This is a genomic window from Streptococcus sp. 27098_8_134, assembly GCF_041431675.1.
Taxonomy (GTDB): Bacteria; Bacillota; Bacilli; order Lactobacillales; family Streptococcaceae; genus Streptococcus; species Streptococcus sanguinis_R.
In genome coordinates this window covers 432,197-454,400 of record NZ_JAPVYD010000001.1, presented here as the reverse complement: position 1 = coordinate 454,400, position 22,204 = coordinate 432,197, and the positions used below count along the sequence as shown (strand labels likewise).

The window sequence follows — 22,204 nt, the reverse complement described above, 5'->3', positions numbered from 1 at the left end:
CCGACAGTCGGTTTATTCTTTCCTTTATCATACATCTTTTCTAAATCCATGTCAAGAATAAAGACAGTTCCACTATTTTTTGATATAATAAGTCTAATCAAAATTGAAGGAGTATATCATGACTTTTATTATTGTTCTTATTATTGTCGCGGTTTTAGCATTCTTCGTTGTTGGTGCTTACAATACCTTGGTTAAAAGCCGCATGCAGACTCAGGAAGCTTGGAGCCAGATTGATGTGCAGCTCAAGCGTCGTAATGACCTGATTCCTAACCTCTTGGAAACGGTCAAAGGCTATGGCAAGTACGAGCAAGCAACCTTGGAAAAGGTAACCCAATTGCGCAACCAGGTAGCTTCAGCTGCTTCACCAGCCGAAGCTATGCAAGCCAGTGACGCCCTTTCTCGTCAGATTTCTGGAATCTTTGCAGTTGCTGAAAGCTATCCAGATCTGAAAGCTAACACTAACTACCTGAAGTTGCAGGAAGAGCTGACCAATACTGAAAATAAAATTGCTTATTCTCGTCAGCTTTATAATTCAGTAACTAGCAACTACAATGTCAAGCTGGAAACTTTCCCAAGCAATATTGTTGCAGGAATGTTTGGCTTTAAAGCTGCAGACTTCCTCAAGACACCAGAAGAAGAAAAGGCTGTACCAAAAGTTGACTTTGGCAGCACTGGACTAGGTGACTAAGATGCTATTTGATCAAATTGCCAGCAATAAAAGGAGGACTTGGCTCCTCCTTATCGCTTTTTTCGGACTCTTGGCTCTCCTTGGAGCAGCTATTGGCTATCTCTGGCTGCGCTCTGCTGTTGGTGGTGTCTTGCTAGCCTTGATCATCGGAGCGATTTATGCCGGAGTGATGATTTTTCAGTCTACAGAAGTGGTCATGGCTATGAACGGAGCTCGCGAGGTCTCTGAGCAGGAAGCACCTGAACTCTATCATATTGTTCAAGATATGGCCATGGTCGCTCAGATTCCTATGCCACGTGTCTATATCGTAGAGGATCCCTCTCCCAATGCTTTTGCGACTGGCTCTAAGCCTGAAAATGCAGCTGTTGCAGCAACTACAGGTATCTTGCAAATCATGAATCGTGAGGAGCTTGAGGGAGTGATTGGCCATGAAGTCAGTCATATTCGCAATTATGATATTCGAATTTCAACGATTGCTGTGGCTTTGGCCAGTGCTATTACCATGTTGTCTAGCCTAGCTGGCCGTATGATGTGGTTTGGTGGCGGACGGCGCAGTAGTAATGATCGAGATAACGATAGTGGTTTGGGAATTATTCTCCTTATCGTATCGCTGATTGCTATCGTTTTAGCTCCTCTGGCAGCTACCTTGGTGCAGTTGGCCATTTCTCGTCAGCGGGAGTTTCTGGCTGATGCTTCCAGTGTAGAGCTGACCCGCAATCCGCAAGGGATGATTAATGCTCTGCTCAAGCTAGATCGCAGCGAGCCTATGGAACATCATGTTGATGATGCCAGTGCAGCTCTCTATATCAGCGATCCCAAAAAAGAAGGCGGACTGAAGAAACTTTTCTATACGCACCCTCCTATCTCAGATCGGGTGGAGCGCTTGAGACATATGTAAAACCAGAGGAAACTTAAATTATTCCCAAAAGTTAGATAAATAACCAGTAAAAGGATTTAGTTCTGCATTGGACAGGGCTAAGTCCTTTTCATTTTGCTTCCTTTAACTCATGTCTAAAAGATGTTCACTCAGATTGTGTTACAATTTTATTTCAGTCATCTATAAACCTTGGATTATCCAAGTTTATTTTTGTATAAGTAAGGAGGCTAGATTTAAAAAAGCCAGTGTTTTCAAGTTGTCAGGTTGAACCCTCCTGACTTTCTTGTAAAATTAGCATTTTCTTGAAAACCATAAAATTTTCAAAAAAAATCACTATATTGAGTTATTTTATTGTTCAAGTTAATCTATTTGTATCATTTAGAAATACAAAGTAGTTTTTTTGTAACAAAAATGAAATATATTACTAGTATATTAAATTTAGTAAAAAATTTTATTGCATATATGAAACCGGGGGTTCGGTATGTTGAAAACATTTGGAAAAATTTTCAAAGTCATTAGAGAATCAAAAAACATGTCTCTTAAAGAAGCGGCGGCCGGAGATATTTCAGTGGCTCAATTGTCCCGTTTTGAGCGGGGAGTCAGCGGTATCACGCTTGATTCTTTCTATTGCTGCTTGAAGAATATGGCTGTTTCTCTAGACGAGTTCCAGTATGTTTACCATAACTACATTGAGGCAGATGATGCGCTTTTCTCAAAAAAAGTAGCTGATGCTTATCAGGAAAACAATGTCGTCAAGCTCCAAAGTATTTTGGCTAGCTCAGAAGCTTTGGCTGAAAAGTTCCCTGAGAAGAAGAACTATAGGCTCAATACAATTGTTGTTAGAGCAGTATTGTCTTCCTGCAGTCAAGATTTTCAGATTAGCAAGAAAGATACAGAATTGCTGACTGACTATCTCTTTTCCGTCGAGGAGTGGGGACGTTATGAGCTCTGGCTCTTTACTAATAGTGTCGATCTACTGACCTTGGAAACACTGGAAACCTTTGCTAGTGAGATGATTAATCGCACCCAGTTTTATAATGACCTACCAGAGAACCGCCGGCGTATTATCAAGATGCTGCTTAATGTTATCAGCGTCTGCATAGAGGGAAACCATTTGCAGGTTGCTATGAGATTCCTCAATTATCTTGATCATTCTAAAATCCCTGAGACAGATCTCTATGAACGGATGCTGATTAAGTATCATAGGGCTCTTTATTCCTACAAGGTTGGAAATAGCCATGCTCTAAGTGATATTGAGCAATGCTTATATTTTTTGGAATTCTTAGATTCCTTCGGTGTTGCCCAGAAGCTTAAAGCTCAGTTTGAAAGAATTTGCCGTTCACAGTTGCAGATGTGCAAATAAAATAGACTCATTTCTAAAAATATACTAGAATAAGAGTATAACTTTATACCAAATTCAGAAGGAGGTTTTATGATGGAGAAAAAAATTCATTATAAGATGCATAAAGTTAAGAAGAACTGGGTAGCCATCGGTGTGACTACCTTAGCACTTATCGTAGCACCAAAAGTACTCGGTCTCGAAGCAGGTCTTGTCCACGCTGATGATGTTAAGCAGGTGGCAGTTCAAGAGCCAGCTGCAGCTCAGGATAGCAGTTCAGGGCAGCCAGTTCAAGTACAAGCCAACTCAGCTTTTCAGTTGGAAGCAGAAAAAGTAACTTCTGCAGACAAGGTAACTGATGCTGCTGTAGCCAATGAAAAAACTGCTGAAACTGCAGCAATACGGGAAGCAGCGACTCAAACAGATGCTCAAGAGCCAGCTAAGCCGGCAGTAGCAGAAGTAGCAACTACAGAAAAAGCAGCCGTTGCTGAAGAAGCAAAAGCAGCTAATGCAACATCAGAAACTGCTAAACCAGAAGCAGCTGATCAGGATAGACAAGCAAGTCCAGCAACTGCTGATAAACAAGCAAAGAAGACTGTTACAGACAAGATTGTTGCAAATCCAAAGGTTGCAAAGAAAGATCGCTTGCCAGAACCTGCTCAAAGACAGGGAGCGATAGCTGAAAGAATGGTGGCTGATCAAGCCCAAGCGGCGCCTGTTAATACTGAGCATGATGATGACGTCTTATCTCACATCAAGACCATTGATGGCAAGAAATACTATGTTCAGGACGACGGTACAGTTAAAAAGAATTTTGCAGTTGAGCTCAATGGAAAAATTCTTTATTTCGATGCAGAGACTGGAGCATTGATTGATTCAGCTGAGTATCAATTCCAGCAAGGTACTAGCAGTCTCAATAATGAATTCACTCAAAAGAATGCTTTTTATGGTACAACGGACAAGGATGTTGAAACAATAGACGGCTACTTGACAGCAGATAGCTGGTATCGTCCAAAGTTCATCTTGAAAGACGGAAAAACATGGACAGCCTCAACAGAAACAGACCTACGTCCGCTTTTGATGGCTTGGTGGCCTGATAAGCAAACGCAGGTTAGCTATCTCAACTATATGAATCAGCAAGGTCTGGGAGCAGGAGCTTTTGAAAACAAAGTGGAACAAGCTATCCTGACAGGTGCTTCTCAGCAGGTTCAGCGCAAAATTGAAGAAAGAATCGGTAAAGAAGGCGATACTAAATGGCTGAGAACACTGATGGGCGCATTTGTCAAAACTCAGCCAAACTGGAATATCAAGACAGAGTCTGAAACAACTGGTACGAATAAGGACCACTTGCAAGGCGGAGCTCTGCTTTATAGCAATAGTGATAAGACTTCTCATGCTAATTCTAAGTACCGTATCCTGAACCGCACACCTACCAACCAAACTGGTACACCTAAGTACTTCATTGACAAGTCAAATGGTGGTTATGAGTTCCTGCTAGCTAACGACTTTGATAACTCTAATCCAGCTGTTCAGGCTGAGCAACTCAACTGGCTGCACTTTATGATGAACTTCGGCAGCATCGTAGCCAACGATCCGACTGCTAACTTTGACGGAGTTCGTGTCGATGCGGTAGACAATGTCAATGCTGACTTGCTCCAAATTGCCTCTGACTACTTCAAGTCTCGCTACAAGGTTGGAGAAAGTGAAGAAGAAGCCATCAAGCATCTGTCTATCTTGGAAGCTTGGTCTGACAACGACCCTGACTACAACAAAGACACCAAGGGTGCACAATTACCGATTGATAATAAGCTTCGTCTATCCTTGCTTTATTCGTTCATGCGCAAGCTTTCTATCCGTAGTGGTGTAGAGCCAACGATTACGAATAGTCTGAATGACCGTTCTACTGAAAAGAAAAATGGCGAACGGATGGCCAACTATATCTTTGTTCGGGCTCATGATAGTGAAGTGCAGACCGTTATTGCCGACATCATCCGGGAAAATATCAATCCAAACACGGATGGTTTGACCTTTACCATGGATGAGCTCAAGCAAGCCTTCAAGATCTACAACGAAGATATGCGAAAGGCGGACAAGAAGTATACACAGTTCAATATCCCAACTGCTCATGCTCTTATGCTCTCCAACAAAGACTCCATCACTCGGGTTTACTATGGTGATCTCTATACAGATGACGGTCAATATATGGAGAAAAAATCTCCTTACCACGACGCTATCGATGCCCTGTTGCGTGCTCGGATTAAGTATGTAGCTGGTGGTCAGGACATGAAAGTCACATATATGGGTGTGCCTCGTGAGGCTGATAAATGGTCTTACAATGGTATTTTGACTTCTGTTCGTTACGGTACTGGTGCTAACGAAGCAACAGATGAAGGAACAGCAGAAACTCGTACCCAAGGGATGGCAGTTATTGCTTCTAACAACCCGAATCTCAAGCTGAATGAGTGGGATAAACTGCAAGTCAATATGGGAGCAGCCCATAAGAATCAATACTACCGTCCTGTGCTCTTGACGACCAAAGATGGTATTTCCCGCTATTTAACTGACGAAGAAGTGCCTCAATCCCTCTGGAAGAAGACTGATGCTAATGGTATTTTGACCTTTGATATGAACGATATCGCAGGCTACAGCAATGTCCAAGTTTCTGGTTACCTGGCTGTTTGGGTACCAGTTGGTGCTAAGGCAGATCAGGATGCTCGTGTAACAGCCAGCAAGAAGAAAAATGCCAGCGGTCAGGTTTACGAGTCTAGCGCTGCTCTTGATTCTCAGTTGATTTATGAAGGTTTCTCTAACTTCCAAGACTTTGCAACTCGTGATGACCAATATACCAATAAAGTCATTGCTAAAAATGTCAACCTCTTCAAGGAATGGGGAGTGACTTCATTTGAGCTTCCGCCGCAGTATGTATCTAGCCAAGACGGTACTTTCCTAGACTCTATCATCCAGAATGGTTATGCCTTTGAAGACCGCTATGATATGGCAATGAGTAAGAACAATAAATATGGTTCTTTAAATGACCTACTCAATGCTCTCCGTGCTCTTCACAGTGTCAATATCCAAGCCATTGCGGACTGGGTGCCAGACCAAATCTACAACCTGCCAGGTAAAGAAGTGGTAACGGCAACTCGTGTCAACAACTATGGAACCTACCGTGAAGGCGCAGAAATCAAGGAAAAACTTTACGTTGCCAATACTAGAACGAATGGTACAGACTATCAAGGCAAGTATGGTGGAGCCTTCTTGGATGAACTCAAAGCTAAATATCCAGAAATCTTTGAACGAGTACAAATTTCTAACGGTCAAAAGATGACGACTGATGAGAAGATTACCAAGTGGTCAGCTAAACACTTCAACGGTACCAATATCTTGGGTCGTGGTGCTTACTATGTTCTTAAAGATTGGGCTAGCAACGAATATCTCAACAACAAGAATGGTGAGATGGTACTGCCTAAGCAACTAGTCAATAAGAAAGCTTCCACTGGATTTGTTAGTGATGCTAATGGTACTAAGTACTATTCAACTAGTGGATATGAGGCTAAGAATGCCTTTATCCAAGATGAAAATGGAAATTGGTATTACTTCAACAACCGTGGCTATCTTGTGACAGGCGCGCAAGAAATTGACGGCAAACAGCTCTACTTCCTCAAGAATGGTATTCAGTTGCGAGACTCTCTCCGTGAAGATGAAAACGGCAATCAGTACTACTACGATAAGACTGGCGCCCAAGTTCTCAACCGTTACTACACTACTGATGGTCAAAACTGGCGTTACTTTGATGTCAAGGGTGTCATGGCTAGAGGTCTGGTAACCATGGGCGGCAATCAGCAATTCTTTGACCAAAACGGCTACCAAGTCAAAGGCAAGATTGCGCGTGCCAAAGATGGTAAACTTCGTTACTTTGATAAGGATTCAGGTAACGCTGCTGCTAACCGCTTTGCCCAAGGTGATAATCCAAGTGACTGGTACTATTTCGGAGCAGATGGTGTTGCTGTGACTGGTCTGCAAAAAGTTGGTCAGCAAACTCTTTACTTTGATCAAGATGGCAAGCAAGTCAAGGGTAAAGTCGTGACACTTGCAGACAAGAGTATCCGTTACTTCGATGCCAACTCCGGTGAAATGGCTGTCAACAAGTTTGTCGAAGGTGCCAAGAATGTATGGTATTACTTCGATCAGGCTGGTAAGGCTGTGACTGGTCTACAAACCATCAACAAGCAAGTGCTTTACTTTGACCAAGACGGCAAGCAAGTCAAAGGTAAAGTAGTAACTCTGGCTGATAAATCAATCCGTTACTTCGATGCTAATTCAGGAGAAATGGCAGTCGGCAAGTTTGCAGAAGGTGCCAAGAACGAATGGTATTACTTTGATCAGGCTGGTAAAGCAGTGACAGGTCTGCAGAAGATTGGTCAACAAACCCTTTACTTCGACCAAAATGGTAAGCAAGTCAAGGGTAAAGTAGTAACTCTGGCTGATAAATCTATCCGTTACTTCGATGCCAACTCAGGAGAAATGGCATCCAACAAGTTTGTTGAAGGTGCCAAGAACGAATGGTACTACTTCGATCAGGCTGGTAAAGCAGTGACAGGTTTGCAGCAGATTGGCCAACAAACCCTTTACTTCGACCAAAATGGCAAGCAAGTCAAAGGTAAGATTGTCTATGTCAATGGTGCTAACCGTTACTTTGATGCCAATTCAGGCGAAATGGCGCGCAATAAATGGATTCAGCTAGAAGATGGAAGTTGGATGTACTTTGACCGCAATGGTAGAGGCAGGCGCTTCGGCTGGAACTAATAGCAATAGAATAGGCTAAATGAAACTTAATCTTTAGCTTTCTAATACACAAAAACGATAACTTCTTGTTTGGAAGTTATCGTTTTTAGCTGTGTTCTGGGAGAATAAATTTAGAAACAAGATTGATCTATCATCTTTCTTTAACATCTTTCTTTTTTTCGATAGATAGGAGTAGAGCAATCACACCGATAATGCTGAAGATGAGCCAGCTAGCGTTCATATTCCAGAGGGCTAGGCTGCTGAAGACCATAGTGCCAAAGGGAACAGAGAAAGAAAAGAGCAGACTCAGAAAGCTGGAAGTCTGAGCGAGAACATCAGAAGGCAATTTGCTCAGTAAGAGGGTGTTGATTTTGGGATTAATCTTGCCGGAGATATAAGCTAGTAAAAATCCAAAAGCAATGCCGACGAAAACAGGCAGATGCAAGAAATTGCTGACAGCAAGCAGAATCATTGTGAGAGCAGCCCAGAGGGTTAGTTGATTTAGAGAGAGGCGGCTAAAGTAATCGTTGGGAGCCAGACTGGCTGCGATCATGGCTAGGACAAGAGTGGTCTGAAGAACCAAGAGAGACTGACTAAAGGACAGCTGGAAGATGGGGTTATCCAGCAAGTAGAGATTATAAAGAGCTATAAGAGAACCTGCCATAGCGTTGACGATCAGGATTTGAGCCAGCAGTTTGAGAAAATTGTTAGAACCTTCCTGCTCAAAAATGAGCTTGGACGATGTGTACATTTTCTTCAATTCTTCTTTCAGAGGAGCCTTTCTCTTAGAAATTGCCACTGGGTCATGGGTCAATCTGCGACGGACTAGGTAGAGGATGGTGGAGGATAGGAGAAAGGTTAAAGCGTTAACCAAAGCCACCAGAAAAAAGTCTTGCTGGCTGATGGTTAGGAGCCAAACTCCCAAAGCTTGTCCGGCCAGGCTGCAAAGAAAGCTGATGAGTTGGGTAAAAGAGAAGGCTTCCATAAGGTCTTTCTCTGGAACATTCTTTTTCAAAATCGGCATTTGCAGGCCGCTGCGGTAATCGCTGATGATATCTGAAAGAATATTCATCAAGCAGACGGCTGAAAAGGCTAGATAAGAGCTGGAGCGAGTCATGAAGGCAACAAGGACAAAGATCAAGGCTTGAAGATAACCAAAATGAATCAGCCAACGAGCTTTATGAACGGTCTTGTCAGCTTTGATACCAGCAAAGATAGTAAAGAAGGTCGGAACCAGAACGATAAAATTAGCCACGGCAATAGCAAACTTGGGATTGGGCATGCTGGAAGCAAATACCACAAAAACAATATTGAAAATAGAAGCTCCCAAGGTGTTGAAGATTCGGGAAAGGCTGAGTGAGGCATAGACTCTATTTTTAAAAAATAATTTCATCGTAGACTCCTTTTCTAAACTGCAAGAATGAATGAAAGCTGATTGGGTACATCTGTAATCTGGCTTTTGTTTTTCTCTTTCTGATGACCATTATAGACCGTTTAAAGCCAAAAACAAGGGCTTTTCGGCAACCGGTTAGGTCTCATAAGTAAGTGGTAAAATTCTGAAAGTGACTTGCGCTAGCTCTTTATGCTTTTAGTATAAAATAGAGAATCCAATCTGCAGGAAACGTTGCATATATTCAACGATTTTCGGGTAGAAACTTTTAAATCAGAAAGGTGGAGCTCGAGTAGGAATAAAAACCACTTTCCAACTCAAAATAGCTGAGCTTAAAAGTGGAGATTTGCATTATTTGCTATATTTTTGAAAAGCAGTATCAAGGGCTTCTTGATAGTAGTCAGCACTATGCTGACAGTTCAAGATTCGGAAAATATCAATAGCTTGCTTCATTTGCGTGAGCCCCTCTTCTGTTTTCCCTTTCAAACAGATCAACTCTCCCTGAGCAAAGAGATAGACAATTCGGAAGCAAGTCTCATTTTCTTCATAAAAGTGTCGCTCAATGACTTGTTGGAAATAGTCTGCCTGAGTGATATTTTCCTGACTGATGGCCAGAAGATAGCCATTAAGAAAGGTGGTATGCAGGGTGTTGCGGTTGTTGGCAAACAAGGCGGCAAAATCCTTTCTTGAGAGGATTTCTTTGGTGTATTGGGAAAACAAGTCTAGAGATAAAACCGGAGTGCAGACAGAGAAGAGATTGAGTTCGTAGCGCCCCCAAATATCAACTGAAAAGAGGTAATCATGCAGGAAATCCAGCTCGCCTGGGCTAGCCTTCTCAGACTCTTTGAGGGCACAGAGATAGGCCTTTACAATCAGGCGTTCAACCCAATCACTAGCCTTCTTGCTTTTTTGAGTGATTTTTTCTTTTTTCAGATAAAGTTCTTCTAAGAGATCAAGCTGATTGGCTTGCAACAGGTCTTGAATGTGGCTTAAGAGTTCCTTGTGAGAATGATGATTCTGGATGCCGGCTGCAACGGTAAATTCTTCCGTTTCCGTGCGGATGGCGCTGAGAGCGCTAAAAAGTTTCTGTGCCGACAGTTCGCTCTGCCCATTTTCAAAGCGAGAGAGCATAGATTTTGAAAATTCTCCGCCAGCCGCCTCGGATAAAGAGATGTGCCTTGCCTCGCGAAAAAATCTAAAAACCTGTCCTAGATGTTCCATTGTCTTCCCTCCTTACAATTTATTATAACAAAATAATTTTCAATAACATCGAAGCGCTCAAACATGATATAATATAAAGAAAAAAAGCAAAGAGGAACTTATGTTGCATATTCAAGAAATTCGGAAGAATCCAGATGGACTAGCCTTTGAGAAAAAGCTGGACTTGGCGGAGGAGTTAAAAGAGCGCAATCCTGAGATTTTAGATGTTCAGGATATTGTAGCCAAAGGCAAGGTTCAATATGAAGACGGCCTCTATTTTCTGGATTATGACTTGTCTTATACCATCACTCTGACGTCCAGTCGCAGTATGGAGCCGGTGGAGCTCAAGGAGTCTTATCTAGTCAACGAAATTTTCATGGAAGAAGGACAGGCTGCATCGCAGGATATGATTGATCAGGACTTGGTACTGCCGATTGAAAATGGCGAGATTAATGTAGCCGAGAGTGTAGCTGATAATATCCTGCTGAATATCCCGCTGAAAATTCTAACAGCTGAGGAAGAAGCCGGCCAAGGCTTTCTGTCAGGTCAGGACTGGCAGGTTATGACAGAAGAAGAATTCGCCGCTGCCCAGGAAGCTCAAAAAGAGAAGAACAATCCTTTCGCTGGTTTGCAAGGACTTTTTGATGAATAAATCTTGTAAAAATTTTGAAAATAATTTGAGAATTTGAAATAATTTGTTATACTAAGTATAAAAAGAAAATAGACAATGAAAATTGTCTTATAGAAGGAGATTTAATGGATACATTTTTCTTTCCAACCTGGTTGATTCCAGTAATTATTGGTTTGGTTGTCCTTGTCGTACTTTTAGTGAAAGGCTATGTTAACGCACGCCCTAACGAAGTAGTTGTAATTACAGGTCTTCGTAAACAGCGTCATCTTCGCGGTAAAGCTGGATTTATGATTCCTTTTGTAGAGCAGCGCTCTTATTTGGATATTGAGCAGTTCTCAACAGATGTTCGCACTTCTGAAGCGGTACCGACTCTGGATTTTATCAATGTTCGTGCTGATGCAGCTGTTAAGCTGAAAATTGGAACGACCGATGAAATGATTGCTCGTGCAGCAGAAAACTTCCTTAATTGGAATACAACTGATATTTCTAACTCTGTTCAAGATGTCTTGGAAGGAAATCTTCGGGAAGTAATTGGTCAGATGGAATTACGTAAGATGGTCAATGACCGTCAGGAATTTGCCTCAAAAGTTCAGGACAACGTAGCTCCGGATCTGGCTAAGATGGGATTAGAAGTCATTGCCTTTACCGTTCAGTCTTTCTCTGATGAAGGTGGTGTGATTGATAATCTTGGTATCGAAAATGTCGAAACCATCAAAAAAGATGCCTTAATTGCGAAGGCTAAAGCTGAACGTGAGCGCAAGGAAGTAGAAGCTGAGCAAGACAAATTGGCTAACGATAAGCGCGTAGCTGCTGACTTAGAAATCGCTCAAAAGCAAAATGAGTTGAAATTGAAGCAAGCAGCCCTCAAGCAGGAAGCGGATATAGCTCAAGCTAAGGCTGATGCAGCTAAAGGGATTGAGGCGGAAGTGCAGCGTCGCGAGCAAGAACGTGTGGCTGCCGAAGCTAATATCATGAAGCAAGAGAAAGAAGCTGAAGTCAAGGAACGCGAAGTTAAGGTTCGGGAGCAAGAACTGGATGCTAACATCCGCAAACAGGCTGAAGCGGAGAAATACTCTCGTCAACAAGCAGCGGAAGCACAATTGATTGAGCGTCAACGTCAAGCCGAGGCGGAGCTCTTTGAAACACAAAAAGAAGCCGAAGCACGCAAGGCTCAAGCCGAGGCTGAGAAATTTGCGCAACTGCAAGAAGCTGAAGCTATTGAAGCTAAGGGACATGCTGAAGCGGAGGCTATTCGTCTTAAATTAGAAGCCGAAGCAGAAGGTTTGGATAAAAAAGCAGAAGCCATGAAGAAGATGCAGGAAGCTGCGATTACTGAGATGATTGTAGACAAACTGCCAGAAATTGCCCGTGCTGTAGCAGAGCCGCTTACTAAAGTGGACAAAATCACTATGTATGGTGAAGGCAATGCTTCTAAGATGGTTGGTGATATCATGCAGAGTATTGACCAAGTGTCGCAAGGTGCAGGCTTCGATATTCGTCAACTCCTAGCAGGAGCTCTTGGTGTTAATATGACTGTTAACAAGCTAAAACAAGATGAGCAGCCGGTTATTGAAGCTGCAAATCTTGACACCGATAAAAAATAAAAGAAAAGATAATTCGCTTTGACTTTCACCCCAAAAGTTAGACAGAAAATCTAACGATTGGGGTGTTTTTGGTATGAAATTAGTTTATACAAATGAACTGAATAGATAACCTAAATAGAATGGCACTTCTTGGCTTTAAATATAGCTGGTTCAAATCTTTAATGTTATTTGCCTGACTTAAAGCAAGAAAGAATTGAGAAGATTCTAGTAGATGGCCAACTCCATACAATAAGCTCCCAGACTTAGTTTGGGAGCTTATTGCTTTATATCTTCTGTTTGGCCTTGATAGTGGTAAATGCAGAGTCGGTTTGCTTGGTCTGGGCGACTGACGGTAAAGTGGAAGTAATGGTCCTTCTTGTCCAAACTTTTGGTCTTGGAAAGTTTGAAATGAGTGACTTGGCGGCTGGCCATGTGGAGTAGGATGTCGTCTTCCATGACCATTAGAGGCTGGGGAAGATTGGAAAATTGATAAAAATCCTCTTGAAATTGATGGTAGTTCTGGGAAAAATAGTCAAATTGAAGTTCCTCATGTACATTTTGAGTGGTCATCTACGCCTCCTGAAGCTTGTATCGAAAGAATCTGATGGATAGCAAGGCCTTTGTAATGGTCACCTTCCTGCAGGAGGACCTGCTTGCAGTCCAGATGAAAGACGGTAGCAGTAATGTCGGTCAGCTTTCCCTGATTAAGAAAGGTGATTCTGATGGGAACTTGATGACTGTAGGCTTGGTTGAGTAACTGGAATTTCTCCTGTCTGTCAAGCTGGGCCAGGCGACTGATATCTAGTTCTTTTTTGGCCAAAGCAGTGCTATGCTCAGAGAGGAAAAAGCCAGCCCATTTAGCCATGCCCCGATCCTGAAAGTCACGAGCAGACTGATAGGGGAGATAAGAGCGGTCAGTCATGATAAGCCCTCCAAACCTCCAGCAGAATGGCCACCGGTTAGCTTGCTTCTAGCAATAGCACGGGAGGAGTCCAGCAAGGCATTTCCCTTAAGCAGAGAGGCAAAGCCGAAGCAATCTCTGATGCGGTCAATCGTCTGTTGGAGCTCCTCTTCTTTTTGAATTTGCAGAGGATCGTCAAAGAGAGAAATCAGACCATATCCTTGATCGACAAAGTCACTGTAAAAAACGCCAATCTGTCGGATAGCCCCGCCCTGATATTTGGAACGAAAAAGCTGAACGACGATTTGAGCCAATCGATCGCTGTTGTTAGTGGGCTCAATTTTTTTCTGTGTATGAATGGAAGGCAAGCGCTCCTGTTTGGAATAGCGGGCATAGATTGAGACACGTTGGCATTTTTTGCCAGAGCGTCTGAGACGAATGGCGACCTGCTCAGCCATTTCTCGAAAAACCAGCTCAATCTCTGCCTTCTGTCTATAATCTCGGGGGAGAATTTGCGAATTCCCTAGGCCGTGTGACTTGACCTGATAAGGCTTGTGCACATTGCTTTCATCAATGCCGTGAGCGTGAAACCAAAGCTGCAGGCCCATGACCCCCATTTCTTTTTTGAGAATGTCGGGGTTAAAGTGAGCCAAATCATAAATGGAATGGATGCCTAGCTTCTTAAGGCGGGTGGCTGTTCGGTGGCCGATGCCCCAAAAATCAGTCATTGTCGGAATAGTCCAAACCTTGCTGGGAACATCCTCATAGGACCAGTTGGCCCGCATCTTTTTTGTATGTTTGGCTTCAATGTCCAAGGCTAGCTTGGCGAGAAGAGGATTGGCGTTGCTCAGGCCGATAGAGGCATAAATCCCGGTCTTCTTCCAGATAGCCTGTTGAATGCGGGCAGCCAGCAGGTCCAGTTTGGTCCTGCGGTCCAGCGTCTGATCGGGAATGAAGTAGTTGATAGAGCTTGTCAAATCTAAGAAGCCCTCATCGATTGAGTAGGGGAAAATATCATCGGGAGCTGCGAAATCCTGGAAAATTTTTTGGATTTCCATATTTTTCTGGATGTAGTAATTCATCCGAGGTGGGACCAATAAGGTCTTTTGAGCAGCATCTTCAATAAAGCGCACATAATCTGCTGTAATCGGCAGTCCTTGCTTGCGGGCAGCAGCATAGTTGAACTTACGGGTGTGGACATCAAAAGGAAGATTATAACTTCGGATGACATTTTGGCTGCCGAAATTCTTTTTAAAGAGAGGGGTGGCAGCTAGTATCAGTCCGGCAGAATTTTCAATTCGGCTCATGACACAGAGCGAGGTTTTTAAAGGGTCAAGTCCAAGGGCGATGCATTCGCAAGAGGCATAAAAACTTTTCATATCCACAAAAGCAATGTCTGAACGAGGCTCGCGTGAATAATCAAATAGGACCATAGCTTATACCTCAATTGGCAGAAAATGTCCGACGACGATACCAACAATGCTAGGCTGGTCTTCATAGGGAGCAAAGAGATCCTCGTAGTCAGGATTGATAGACTCTAAGCGTAGGCCTTCAGCTTCGCGATAGACTTTTTTGATATAGGTCTTGCCATTCCACATGAGAGCATAGACCGCCCCATCATAGTCGAATCCCGTCTGTTTCATAAGGGCAACAGAGCCATTGGGATACTTGGGCTCCATAGAATCTCCAGAGACCCAGGATGCAAAGTCGTGCTGGATATCTTGATCAAAGTAGACAGTTTCGTAGTCTGTTTCATTATCATAATAACTGTTACCGCGACCTGCAGCCAGCTCAACAGATAGAACCTTATAGGCTGTAAGGGAGCTAACCTTGCGCTGTCTCTCTAGGAGCCGACTAGCGAACTGGTCGACTTCCTTTTTATGGGGTGAGGTTAATAAAGGGTAGGTGTAGAGCGCGCTGGTCTCATCCACAAAGTAGTTCTCCTGGACCTTGAGACAGGTGGCCAACCTCCTGAGATTTTTTGCGTGGGGTTCTGCTAGACCATTTTCCCAAGCAGAGTAAGTCTTTCGAGAGATGCCCAGCTCTTGGTAAATGGAAGCCTGAGTCAAATGAAGCTCCAGCCGGCGTTTTTTTAATTTTTCATGCGAAAACATATCACACCTCCTATGTAACGTTTTAAAAGTTACATATAGTATACCAGATGAAATCGAGAAAAGCAAGCTCTTTATTGAATATTGTTATTTCCAGCAAGAGTGTGGTAAACTGTAGGGAGGAATATAACTTGGAGGTAGAGAGATGTTTCCTATGACAGCAAAAACGATTATGACAGAAGAAGCTTATCGCCGTTTCGCTTGGACCAATTTTTGGTATAAAAAGAATGGCCTCTTTTCACTGATTCTCCCTGAGATAGTGGTGCTGATATGCGGTGCAATCTGTTTTTTCATCGGGGAACCTTTGCGAGGCGTAGCTTTTCTTGTTACTGTGGCTTTCCTTCCTTTTCTTTACTATCTGTCCATGAATCGCCATATTAAAAAGTTTTATAGAGGCAACCCCCTCTGGCATGATATAGAGCAGGAGTTTAGCTTCTATGAGACAGACTTTCGTGTCGTTAATCGGAATAACAATGCCAGATTTGACTACCAAGATATTATAGCAATTATAGACAAGCCAGAAACTTTTTATATTATGGTTGGCCGGTCAATAGGGCTGATCTTGGATAAGGCAGACTGTCAGCCTGAATTAATTGATTTTTTACTAAAACTAAAAGAAAACAGAAGTCTCTAATTTTGGGGGACTTCTGTTTTTTATCTGTCCAGTTTTCAAAAAATTGGCCTCCTGTGCGATGTGTGTTATAATGTTTTTTATGAGAGTTGTTGCAGGTAAATACGGGGGCAGGCCCCTCAAGACTTTGGACGGCAAGACGACCAGGCCTACGACTGATAAGGTCAAGGGGGCGATTTTTAATATGATTGGTCCCTATTTTGACGGCGGTCGGGTGCTGGATCTTTATGCTGGGAGCGGGAGTTTGGCCATTGAGGCTATTTCGCGAGGTATGGAGACAGCTGTCTTAGTCGAAAAGGATCGCAGAGCTCAGGCTATTATTTCAGAGAACATTCAGATGACTAAGGAGCCGGAACGTTTTGATTTGCTCAAGATGGAGTCTGGTCGAGCCTTGGAAATGTTGACAGGGTCTTTTGACTTAGTTCTCTTGGATCCGCCTTATGCCAAGGAGCAGATTGTGGAGGACCTTGAGAAGCTAGAGGAAGGCCAGCTCTTGAGTCAAGATGTTCTGGTAGTCTGTGAGACAGACAAGGAAGTAGAGCTGCCGGAGGAAATTGCAGGGCTGGGCATTTGGAAGCAGAAGATATATGGAATTTCAAAGGTGACGGTATATGTCAGATAAGATAGGATTATTCACAGGGTCTTTTGACCCGATGACCAAGGGCCATGTGGACCTGATTGAGCGAGCCAGCAGGCTCTTTGATAAGCTCTATGTAGGGATTTTCTATAACCGAGAAAAGTCTGGTTTTTTCACAATTGAAGCCAGAGAGCGCATGGTCAAAGAAGCTCTAGAACATTTGGATAATGTCGAGGTCATCACTTCACAGAATGAGCTAGCAGTGACAGTGGCCAGAAGACTGGGAGCTAATGCCTTTGTGCGCGGTCTCCGAAATAGTCAAGACCTAGACTATGAAGCCAATATGAACTTTTTCAATCAGGAATTGGCAGGAGAAATGGAGACGATTTTCTTGCTCAGCAAACCAGTCTATCAGCATATCAGTTCATCACGTATTCGTGAGCTGATTGCTTTTCAGCAGGATATCGCGGCCTATGTGCCCCAAAGTGTAATCAAAGAATTAGAAAGAATCAACAATGAAAAGAATTAAGAAGTTTATATTGCCAACGGTCATTGGCGTCACTATTGCCTTTTTTATAGCAGCTCTTTACGTTCGTCTGCCTTATTACATAGAAGTTCCTGGTGGTGCCGAGGATGTTCGTCAGGTCTTGATAGTTGATAATAAGGCCGACAAGGAAGCGGGCTCCTACAATTTTGTGACGGTCGGAGTAGAGCAGGCAACCTTTGCTCATCTGGTCTATGCTTGGCTGACTCCTTTTACAGATATTTATTCCGCCAAGGATATGACGGGTGGCTCCACGGACGATGAGTTTAATCGGATCAACCAGTTTTACATGGAAACATCGCAAAATATGGCCAAATATCAGGGGTTGACGACAGCTGGTAAAGAGATCAAAATGGACTATTTGGGGGTTTATGTCCTGCAGGTAGCTGATAACTCAACCTTCAAAGGAGTTCTCAATATTGCTGATACGGTAACCGGTGTCAATGACAAGACCTTTGAAAGCTCTGAGGAGCTGGTCAAGTATGTCAACTCGCAGAAGCTTGGAGATAAGGTCAAGGTGACTTTCCAAGAAGATGGTCAGGAGAAATCGGCAACCGGCAAGATTATTAAGCTAGAGAACGGTAAGAACGGGATTGGGATCAGTCTGATAGACCGGACGGAAGTCAGCAGTAATATTCCAATTACATTTTCAACTGAGGGTATCGGAGGTCCTAGTGCTGGTCTCATGTTCAGCCTGGCTATTTATACCCAGTTGGCTGATCCGACTCTTCGTGATGGCCGCGATATTGCAGGGACCGGCAGCATCAGCCGGGAAGGTGAAGTTGGCGAAATCGGCGGAATCGATAAGAAAGTCGTTTCAGCAGCCCAAAGCGGAGCGGATATCTTCTTTGCACCGAACAATGAACTTACAGAGGAAGAGAAGAAGCTTTCTCCTAATGGGAAAAACAACTACCAAACGGCTCTGGAGACAGCCAAGAAGATTAAAACAGATATGAAAATTGTTCCAGTTAAAACGCTGCAGGACGCCATTGACTATCTGAAAAAGAATAAGTAAGATCTTAGCTTTTGCTAAGATTTTTCTTGTGAGACAGACAAGATCAGCTGGTCTTCTCTGCTTTAAATCGTCTGACTTTTTTCAGAAAGATATTTTTGATGAAAAGTCCGCGAAATACTGGCTGATTTATGATAAAATAAAGTGTTGTAGATAAACTATCCAAGATTGTTAAAGGAAGAGTATGCGTAAAGATATTTCACCTGAATTGTATAATTATAATAAATTCCCAGGACCGGAGTTTAAACAGATTGACAGCAAGATTGTTGCAGAAAAATTCGAGTTTGAATTGATTGAGAACTATAAGGAAGGCTTTGACTTGACTGCCTTTCATCAGCGCTTTTCAGAAATTCTCACCAAGTTTGACTATATTGTCGGTGACTGGGGCAATGAGCAGCTGCGCCTGCGTGGTTTTTACAAGGACGAGCGGGCTAATGAAAGCGATGAGAAGATCAGCCGCTTAGAAGACTATTTGCTGGAGTACTGCAGCTACGGCTGTGCTTATTTTGTCTTGGAAAATCCAAATCCCCAGCGCGCTTCCTTTGATAAAAAATCGCATGGCAAGAAAGAGACAGAAGGTCGGTCAAAACGTTCTCGCAACAGCCGTTCGGGGAGCAACCGTAATCGTAGAAGCGAGCGAGACCGAGACAGTCGTTCTAAAAGGGATAATAAGCGCTCTCGCAACAATTCCCAGCAAGATAGGCAGAAAAAGCAAAAAGACAGCAATCGCCATTTTGTGATTCGCCAGAATAAAGGAGAAAAATGAAACCATCTATTTATAGCTTAACGCGTCAGGAAATGATTGAATGGGCGGAAGCTCAAGGAGAAAAGAAATTCCGTGCTGCCCAGATTTGGGAGTGGCTCTATCGCAAGCGGGTCCAGTCTTTTGAAGAGATGACCAATCTGTCCAAGGACTTAATTGCCAAGCTAAATGATCAGTTTGTCGTCAATCCGCTTAAACAGCGCATTGTTCAAGAGTCTGCTGACGGTACGGTCAAGTACCTCTTTGAGCTGCCGGATGGTATGCTGATTGAGACCGTACTCATGCGCCAGCACTATGGACTTTCGGTCTGTGTGACCACCCAAGTTGGCTGTAATATTGGCTGTACTTTCTGTGCTTCTGGCTTGATTAAAAAGCAACGCGACCTCAATAACGGTGAGATTGTAGCTCAGATTATGCTGGTTCAGAAGTATTTTGACGAGCGTGGTCAGGATGAGCGGGTCAGCCACATCGTAGTCATGGGAATCGGCGAGCCATTTGACAACTATGACAACGTGCTCAAGTTTGTTCGGACGGTCAATGATGATAAAGGTTTGGCTATCGGTGCCCGCCATATCACGGTTTCGACATCAGGGCTGGCTCATAAGATTCGTGACTTTGCCAATGAAGGTGTGCAGGTCAATCTAGCTGTATCCCTCCATGCCCCAAATAATGATCTGCGGACCAGCATCATGCGGATTAACCGGTCCTTCCCTATCGAAAAGCTTTTTGCAGCTATTGAATACTATATTGAGACGACCAATCGCCGGGTGACCTTTGAGTACATCATGCTCAATGAAGTCAATGACGGGGTAGAGCAGGCCAAGGAGCTGGCTGAGCTGCTCAAGAACATTAAGAAGCTGTCTTATGTCAATCTCATTCCTTACAACCCCGTTAGCGAGCACGACCAATACAGTCGCAGTCCCAAAGAGCGCGTGATGGCTTTCTACGATACCCTCAAGAAAAACGGAGTCAACTGCGTGGTTCGTCAGGAACATGGTACAGATATTGATGCAGCCTGCGGTCAGCTACGTTCTAATACCATGAAGCGTGATCGCGAGAAAGCATTGGTAGAAAATGTTCAGCCTTAAGAACTATCTGACTTCAGACGGTGAGCTAACAGCCAAAGGACGGAGATTGCTGATAGGGGGAAGCTGGCTCTATTTCTTGATGCTTTGCATTTTGTGCTTTATTCCTCAAGTTCCAGAGCCGGGAATGGAGACGCCGGGAATCCAGTACTTTGGCCGAATAGTGGTTTTGTTAATCCCTTTTAATTCCTTTGTTAATATTGGCGAGATTACTTCTTGGATCCAGCTGGTCAAGGTCTTTATCCAAAATCTAGCCAATATCTTCTTGTTGTCACCCTTAATTTTTCAATTGCTTTGGCTCTTTCCAAAATTGCGGAAGACAAAGAAGGTTGTATGGCTGAGCTTTGGGATGAGTCTGTCTATCGAAGTGACTCAGATTCTGCTGGACCTTCTTATCAACGCTAATCGAGTTTTTGAGATTGATGATCTCTGGACCAATACTTTGGGGGGTTATCTGGCTTGGCGGGCATTTCAGCTTGGTCAGAAAATCTGGAAAAATCGTCAAGACGACGCTTTCAAAAGAGATTAGTGAGAGAAAGGTTCGGATTTAGGAGAAAAATTAAATTTTTTCTTGACAAGAAAAAGGGAAAGGCCTATAATAAAATAAATCATCAGAAAAGTAATAATTTTTTCTACTTTCAGGGAGCCTGTGGTTGGTGGAAACAGGCAGTGGAAGGTTATGAAGTGGGCTGATGCAAAAAATGAATTTGAAGCAATAAAAATTCGGTGAGCACACCTTACAGTGCAGCTTGTTGTTAGACAAGACAGAGATATGGAGGCAGTCTATACTTTGCTCCATAATTGAGGTGGCACCGCGATTTTACGCCCTCACACAGAGTTTTTTTCTGTGTGTGGGCTTTTGTTTTGCTTGAAAATAAAGAAATGAGGCAATCAAGATGACAGAAACTAAAGGATATTTTGGACAATTCGGAGGCTCCTTTGTACCGGAGCCTATCCAGGCCTTACTGGATGAATTGGAAGCTACTTTTGAGAAATATAAGGAAGACCCAGAATTTTTAAATGAATATCGACATTATTTGGCAGATTATTCAGGCCGGGAAACTCCGCTTTACTTTGCAGAAAGTCTGACCCAGCATCTGGGTGGAGCTAAGATTTATCTGAAGCGGGAAGATCTCAATCATCTGGGCTCTCATAAGCTCAATAATGTTTTGGGGCAGATTCTTCTAGCTAAGCGCATGGGCAAGACCCGAGTCATCGCTGAAACTGGAGCTGGTCAGCATGGTGTGGCAACTGCGGCAGCTGCAGCTAAGTTTGGTATGAAGTGCGATGTTTACATGGGTGCAGAGGATGTAGAACGCCAGCGCCTTAATGTCTTCCGCATGGAAATGATGGGCGCGACTGTTCACGCTGTGGAAACAGGAACTAAAACCCTCAAGGATGCGGTGGATGCAGCCTTTGGAGCTTGGATGAGCGATTTGGAAGCCTTCTATGTTTTGGGTTCGGCTGTCGGACCTCACCCCTATCCGACGATTGTCCATGAGTTCCAAAAGGTGATCAGTGAAGAATCTCGTCGGCAGATTTTGGATAAGGAAGGCCGCTTGCCAGACTATGTCATTGCCTGTGTAGGTGGCGGATCCAATGCTATCGGCGCCTTCTCTCAGTATGTGGCAGATGAAGAAGTCAAGCTGGTTGGTGTTGAAGCGGCTGGGCGGGGCCTTGATACAGACCAGCATGCGGCGACCATGACCAAGGGAAGTGTCGGAGTAGTGGACGGTATGAAGACCTACGCTGTCTTTGCTGAAGATGGTCAGGTGGCACCGGTTTACTCCATTTCAGCAGGCTTGGACTATCCGGGAGTTGGTCCTGAACATGCTTTCTTTAAAGATTCTGGTCGAGTAGAATATGTAGCAGCGACAGATGATGAAGCTGTAGATGCTTTGCTCCTCTTGACACAAAAGGAAGGAATTTTGCCGGCAATCGAAAGTTCTCACGCCATTGCTGAAGCCATCAAGCGAGCTCCGCAACTGTCATCTGACCAAATCATCATTATCAATGTATCTGGTCGTGGAGACAAGGACGTGGCAGCCATTGCCGACTATCTAGAAAAACGAAAATAAAATACCCAG

Annotated in this window: 20 protein-coding genes and 1 other annotated feature; of the genes, 14 read left to right on the top strand and 6 right to left on the bottom strand. The window is 43.5% G+C overall.

Annotated elements, in window-relative coordinates; genetic code table 11:
• The first annotated feature begins 118 nt into the window (after positions 1-118).
• From O3620_RS02095 to O3620_RS02080, 4 genes are all read left to right on the top strand, one after another.
• The gene (locus O3620_RS02095) at positions 119-688 is read left to right on the top strand and encodes a LemA family protein (protein WP_002915741.1); all 570 of its coding nucleotides are present in this window, start codon (positions 119-121) and stop codon (positions 686-688) included.
• Between the two features lies 1 nt (position 689).
• Positions 690-1,586 (top strand): zinc metalloprotease HtpX, encoded by an 897-nt coding sequence (gene htpX / locus O3620_RS02090; protein ID WP_032912066.1) that lies wholly within the window; start codon positions 690-692, stop codon positions 1,584-1,586.
• 460 nt (positions 1,587-2,046) lie between these two features.
• Positions 2,047-2,928: a helix-turn-helix domain-containing protein gene (locus tag O3620_RS02085; RefSeq protein WP_002917577.1), complete on the top strand. Its 882-nt coding sequence runs from the start codon at positions 2,047-2,049 to the stop codon at positions 2,926-2,928.
• A 69-nt stretch (positions 2,929-2,997) separates the two neighbouring features.
• A complete protein-coding gene (locus O3620_RS02080; RefSeq protein WP_371601378.1) occupies positions 2,998-7,710 on the top strand; it encodes a glycoside hydrolase family 70 protein in 4,713 nt (1,570 codons plus the stop codon).
• Between the two features lie 130 nt (positions 7,711-7,840).
• Here O3620_RS02080 and O3620_RS02075 read toward each other — a convergent pair whose 3' ends face one another.
• Positions 7,841-9,082 (bottom strand): transporter, encoded by a 1,242-nt coding sequence (locus tag O3620_RS02075; RefSeq protein ID WP_371601377.1) that lies wholly within the window; start codon positions 9,080-9,082, stop codon positions 7,841-7,843.
• A 348-nt stretch (positions 9,083-9,430) separates the two neighbouring features.
• Positions 9,431-10,300, bottom strand: a complete 870-nt coding sequence (locus O3620_RS02070; RefSeq protein WP_371601376.1) for an XRE family transcriptional regulator — start codon at positions 10,298-10,300, stop codon at positions 9,431-9,433.
• Positions 10,301-10,400: 100 nt separating this feature from the next.
• On the opposite strand from O3620_RS02070, the gene O3620_RS02065 reads away from it, so the two are divergent.
• Both O3620_RS02065 and O3620_RS02060 read left to right on the top strand, forming a co-directional pair.
• Positions 10,401-10,931, top strand: coding sequence for a DUF177 domain-containing protein (locus O3620_RS02065; RefSeq protein WP_002904009.1), 531 nt, complete (start codon positions 10,401-10,403; stop codon positions 10,929-10,931).
• Between the two features lie 104 nt (positions 10,932-11,035).
• Positions 11,036-12,514, top strand: coding sequence for a flotillin family protein (locus O3620_RS02060; protein WP_371601375.1), 1,479 nt, complete (start codon positions 11,036-11,038; stop codon positions 12,512-12,514).
• A gap of 255 nt (positions 12,515-12,769) precedes the next feature.
• On the opposite strand, the gene O3620_RS02055 is transcribed toward O3620_RS02060, so the two are convergent.
• The 4 genes from O3620_RS02055 to O3620_RS02040 are packed head-to-tail and all read right to left on the bottom strand — an operon-like array spanning position 12,770 to position 15,508.
• Positions 12,770-13,063 carry a DUF5960 family protein gene (locus tag O3620_RS02055; protein ID WP_371601374.1) on the bottom strand — a complete coding sequence of 98 codons (294 nt, stop codon included), beginning with the start codon at positions 13,061-13,063 and terminating at the stop codon, positions 12,770-12,772.
• On the bottom strand, positions 13,041-13,415 hold the full coding sequence (locus O3620_RS02050) for a hypothetical protein (protein ID WP_371601373.1): 375 nt from the start codon (positions 13,413-13,415) through the stop codon (positions 13,041-13,043). Before O3620_RS02050 ends, O3620_RS02055 begins: the two co-directional genes overlap by 23 nt.
• The gene (locus O3620_RS02045) at positions 13,412-14,827 is read right to left on the bottom strand and encodes a Y-family DNA polymerase (protein ID WP_371601372.1); all 1,416 of its coding nucleotides are present in this window, start codon (positions 14,825-14,827) and stop codon (positions 13,412-13,414) included. Before O3620_RS02045 ends, O3620_RS02050 begins: the two co-directional genes overlap by 4 nt.
• Before the next feature lie 3 nt (positions 14,828-14,830).
• Positions 14,831-15,508, bottom strand: coding sequence for an XRE family transcriptional regulator (locus O3620_RS02040; protein ID WP_247908778.1), 678 nt, complete (start codon positions 15,506-15,508; stop codon positions 14,831-14,833).
• Between the two features lie 142 nt (positions 15,509-15,650).
• Here O3620_RS02040 and O3620_RS02035 point away from each other — a divergent pair, with 142 nt between their 5' ends.
• The 8 genes from O3620_RS02035 to trpB all read left to right on the top strand — a co-directional run bounded on the left by O3620_RS02035 (position 15,651) and on the right by trpB (position 22,195).
• Positions 15,651-16,139 carry a YcxB family protein gene (locus O3620_RS02035; protein ID WP_371601371.1) on the top strand — a complete coding sequence of 163 codons (489 nt, stop codon included), beginning with the start codon at positions 15,651-15,653 and terminating at the stop codon, positions 16,137-16,139.
• Between the two features lie 70 nt (positions 16,140-16,209).
• Complete coding sequence (rsmD, locus tag O3620_RS02030; RefSeq protein WP_371601370.1) at positions 16,210-16,758, top strand: 16S rRNA (guanine(966)-N(2))-methyltransferase RsmD; 549 nt, start codon at positions 16,210-16,212, stop codon at positions 16,756-16,758.
• Entirely contained in the window at positions 16,748-17,242 is a 495-nt protein-coding gene (coaD, locus tag O3620_RS02025; protein WP_371601369.1) for a pantetheine-phosphate adenylyltransferase, read from the top strand. Before rsmD ends, coaD begins: the two co-directional genes overlap by 11 nt.
• Complete coding sequence (locus O3620_RS02020) at positions 17,229-18,272, top strand: SepM family pheromone-processing serine protease (RefSeq protein ID WP_125348381.1); 1,044 nt, start codon at positions 17,229-17,231, stop codon at positions 18,270-18,272. Before coaD ends, O3620_RS02020 begins: the two co-directional genes overlap by 14 nt.
• Before the next feature lie 181 nt (positions 18,273-18,453).
• Complete coding sequence (locus tag O3620_RS02015; RefSeq protein WP_002932663.1) at positions 18,454-19,035, top strand: YutD-like domain-containing protein; 582 nt, start codon at positions 18,454-18,456, stop codon at positions 19,033-19,035.
• Positions 19,032-20,120 carry a 23S rRNA (adenine(2503)-C(2))-methyltransferase RlmN gene (gene rlmN, locus O3620_RS02010; protein ID WP_002911938.1) on the top strand — a complete coding sequence of 363 codons (1,089 nt, stop codon included), beginning with the start codon at positions 19,032-19,034 and terminating at the stop codon, positions 20,118-20,120. The genes O3620_RS02015 and rlmN overlap by 4 nt, the downstream gene beginning before the upstream one ends.
• Positions 20,107-20,646, top strand: coding sequence for a VanZ family protein (locus O3620_RS02005; RefSeq protein WP_371601368.1), 540 nt, complete (start codon positions 20,107-20,109; stop codon positions 20,644-20,646). The genes rlmN and O3620_RS02005 overlap by 14 nt, the downstream gene beginning before the upstream one ends.
• Before the next feature lie 68 nt (positions 20,647-20,714).
• Positions 20,715-20,950 (top strand) — a binding site (T-box leader).
• 63 nt (positions 20,951-21,013) lie between these two features.
• Positions 21,014-22,195: a tryptophan synthase subunit beta gene (gene trpB, locus O3620_RS02000; RefSeq protein WP_371601367.1), complete on the top strand. Its 1,182-nt coding sequence runs from the start codon at positions 21,014-21,016 to the stop codon at positions 22,193-22,195.
• Positions 22,196-22,204 lie beyond the last annotated feature (9 nt).

Coding starts and splice junctions, on each gene's coding strand:
- O3620_RS02095 (WP_002915741.1), top strand. CDS start 119: ATGACTTTTATTATTGTTCTTATTATTGTCGCGGTTTTAGCATTCTTC.
- rsmD (WP_371601370.1), top strand. CDS start 16,210: ATGTTTTTTATGAGAGTTGTTGCAGGTAAATACGGGGGCAGGCCCCTC.
- O3620_RS02085 (WP_002917577.1), top strand. CDS start 2,047: ATGTTGAAAACATTTGGAAAAATTTTCAAAGTCATTAGAGAATCAAAA.
- O3620_RS02080 (WP_371601378.1), top strand. CDS start 2,998: ATGATGGAGAAAAAAATTCATTATAAGATGCATAAAGTTAAGAAGAAC.
- O3620_RS02070 (WP_371601376.1), bottom strand. CDS start 10,300: ATGGAACATCTAGGACAGGTTTTTAGATTTTTTCGCGAGGCAAGGCAC.
- coaD (WP_371601369.1), top strand. CDS start 16,748: ATGTCAGATAAGATAGGATTATTCACAGGGTCTTTTGACCCGATGACC.
- O3620_RS02045 (WP_371601372.1), bottom strand. CDS start 14,827: ATGGTCCTATTTGATTATTCACGCGAGCCTCGTTCAGACATTGCTTTT.
- O3620_RS02040 (WP_247908778.1), bottom strand. CDS start 15,508: ATGTTTTCGCATGAAAAATTAAAAAAACGCCGGCTGGAGCTTCATTTG.
- O3620_RS02020 (WP_125348381.1), top strand. CDS start 17,229: ATGAAAAGAATTAAGAAGTTTATATTGCCAACGGTCATTGGCGTCACT.
- O3620_RS02065 (WP_002904009.1), top strand. CDS start 10,401: ATGTTGCATATTCAAGAAATTCGGAAGAATCCAGATGGACTAGCCTTT.
- trpB (WP_371601367.1), top strand. CDS start 21,014: ATGACAGAAACTAAAGGATATTTTGGACAATTCGGAGGCTCCTTTGTA.
- O3620_RS02075 (WP_371601377.1), bottom strand. CDS start 9,082: ATGAAATTATTTTTTAAAAATAGAGTCTATGCCTCACTCAGCCTTTCC.
- O3620_RS02050 (WP_371601373.1), bottom strand. CDS start 13,415: ATGACTGACCGCTCTTATCTCCCCTATCAGTCTGCTCGTGACTTTCAG.
- O3620_RS02015 (WP_002932663.1), top strand. CDS start 18,454: ATGCGTAAAGATATTTCACCTGAATTGTATAATTATAATAAATTCCCA.
- O3620_RS02055 (WP_371601374.1), bottom strand. CDS start 13,063: ATGACCACTCAAAATGTACATGAGGAACTTCAATTTGACTATTTTTCC.
- O3620_RS02035 (WP_371601371.1), top strand. CDS start 15,651: ATGTTTCCTATGACAGCAAAAACGATTATGACAGAAGAAGCTTATCGC.
- O3620_RS02005 (WP_371601368.1), top strand. CDS start 20,107: ATGTTCAGCCTTAAGAACTATCTGACTTCAGACGGTGAGCTAACAGCC.
- htpX (WP_032912066.1), top strand. CDS start 690: ATGCTATTTGATCAAATTGCCAGCAATAAAAGGAGGACTTGGCTCCTC.
- O3620_RS02060 (WP_371601375.1), top strand. CDS start 11,036: ATGGATACATTTTTCTTTCCAACCTGGTTGATTCCAGTAATTATTGGT.
- rlmN (WP_002911938.1), top strand. CDS start 19,032: ATGAAACCATCTATTTATAGCTTAACGCGTCAGGAAATGATTGAATGG.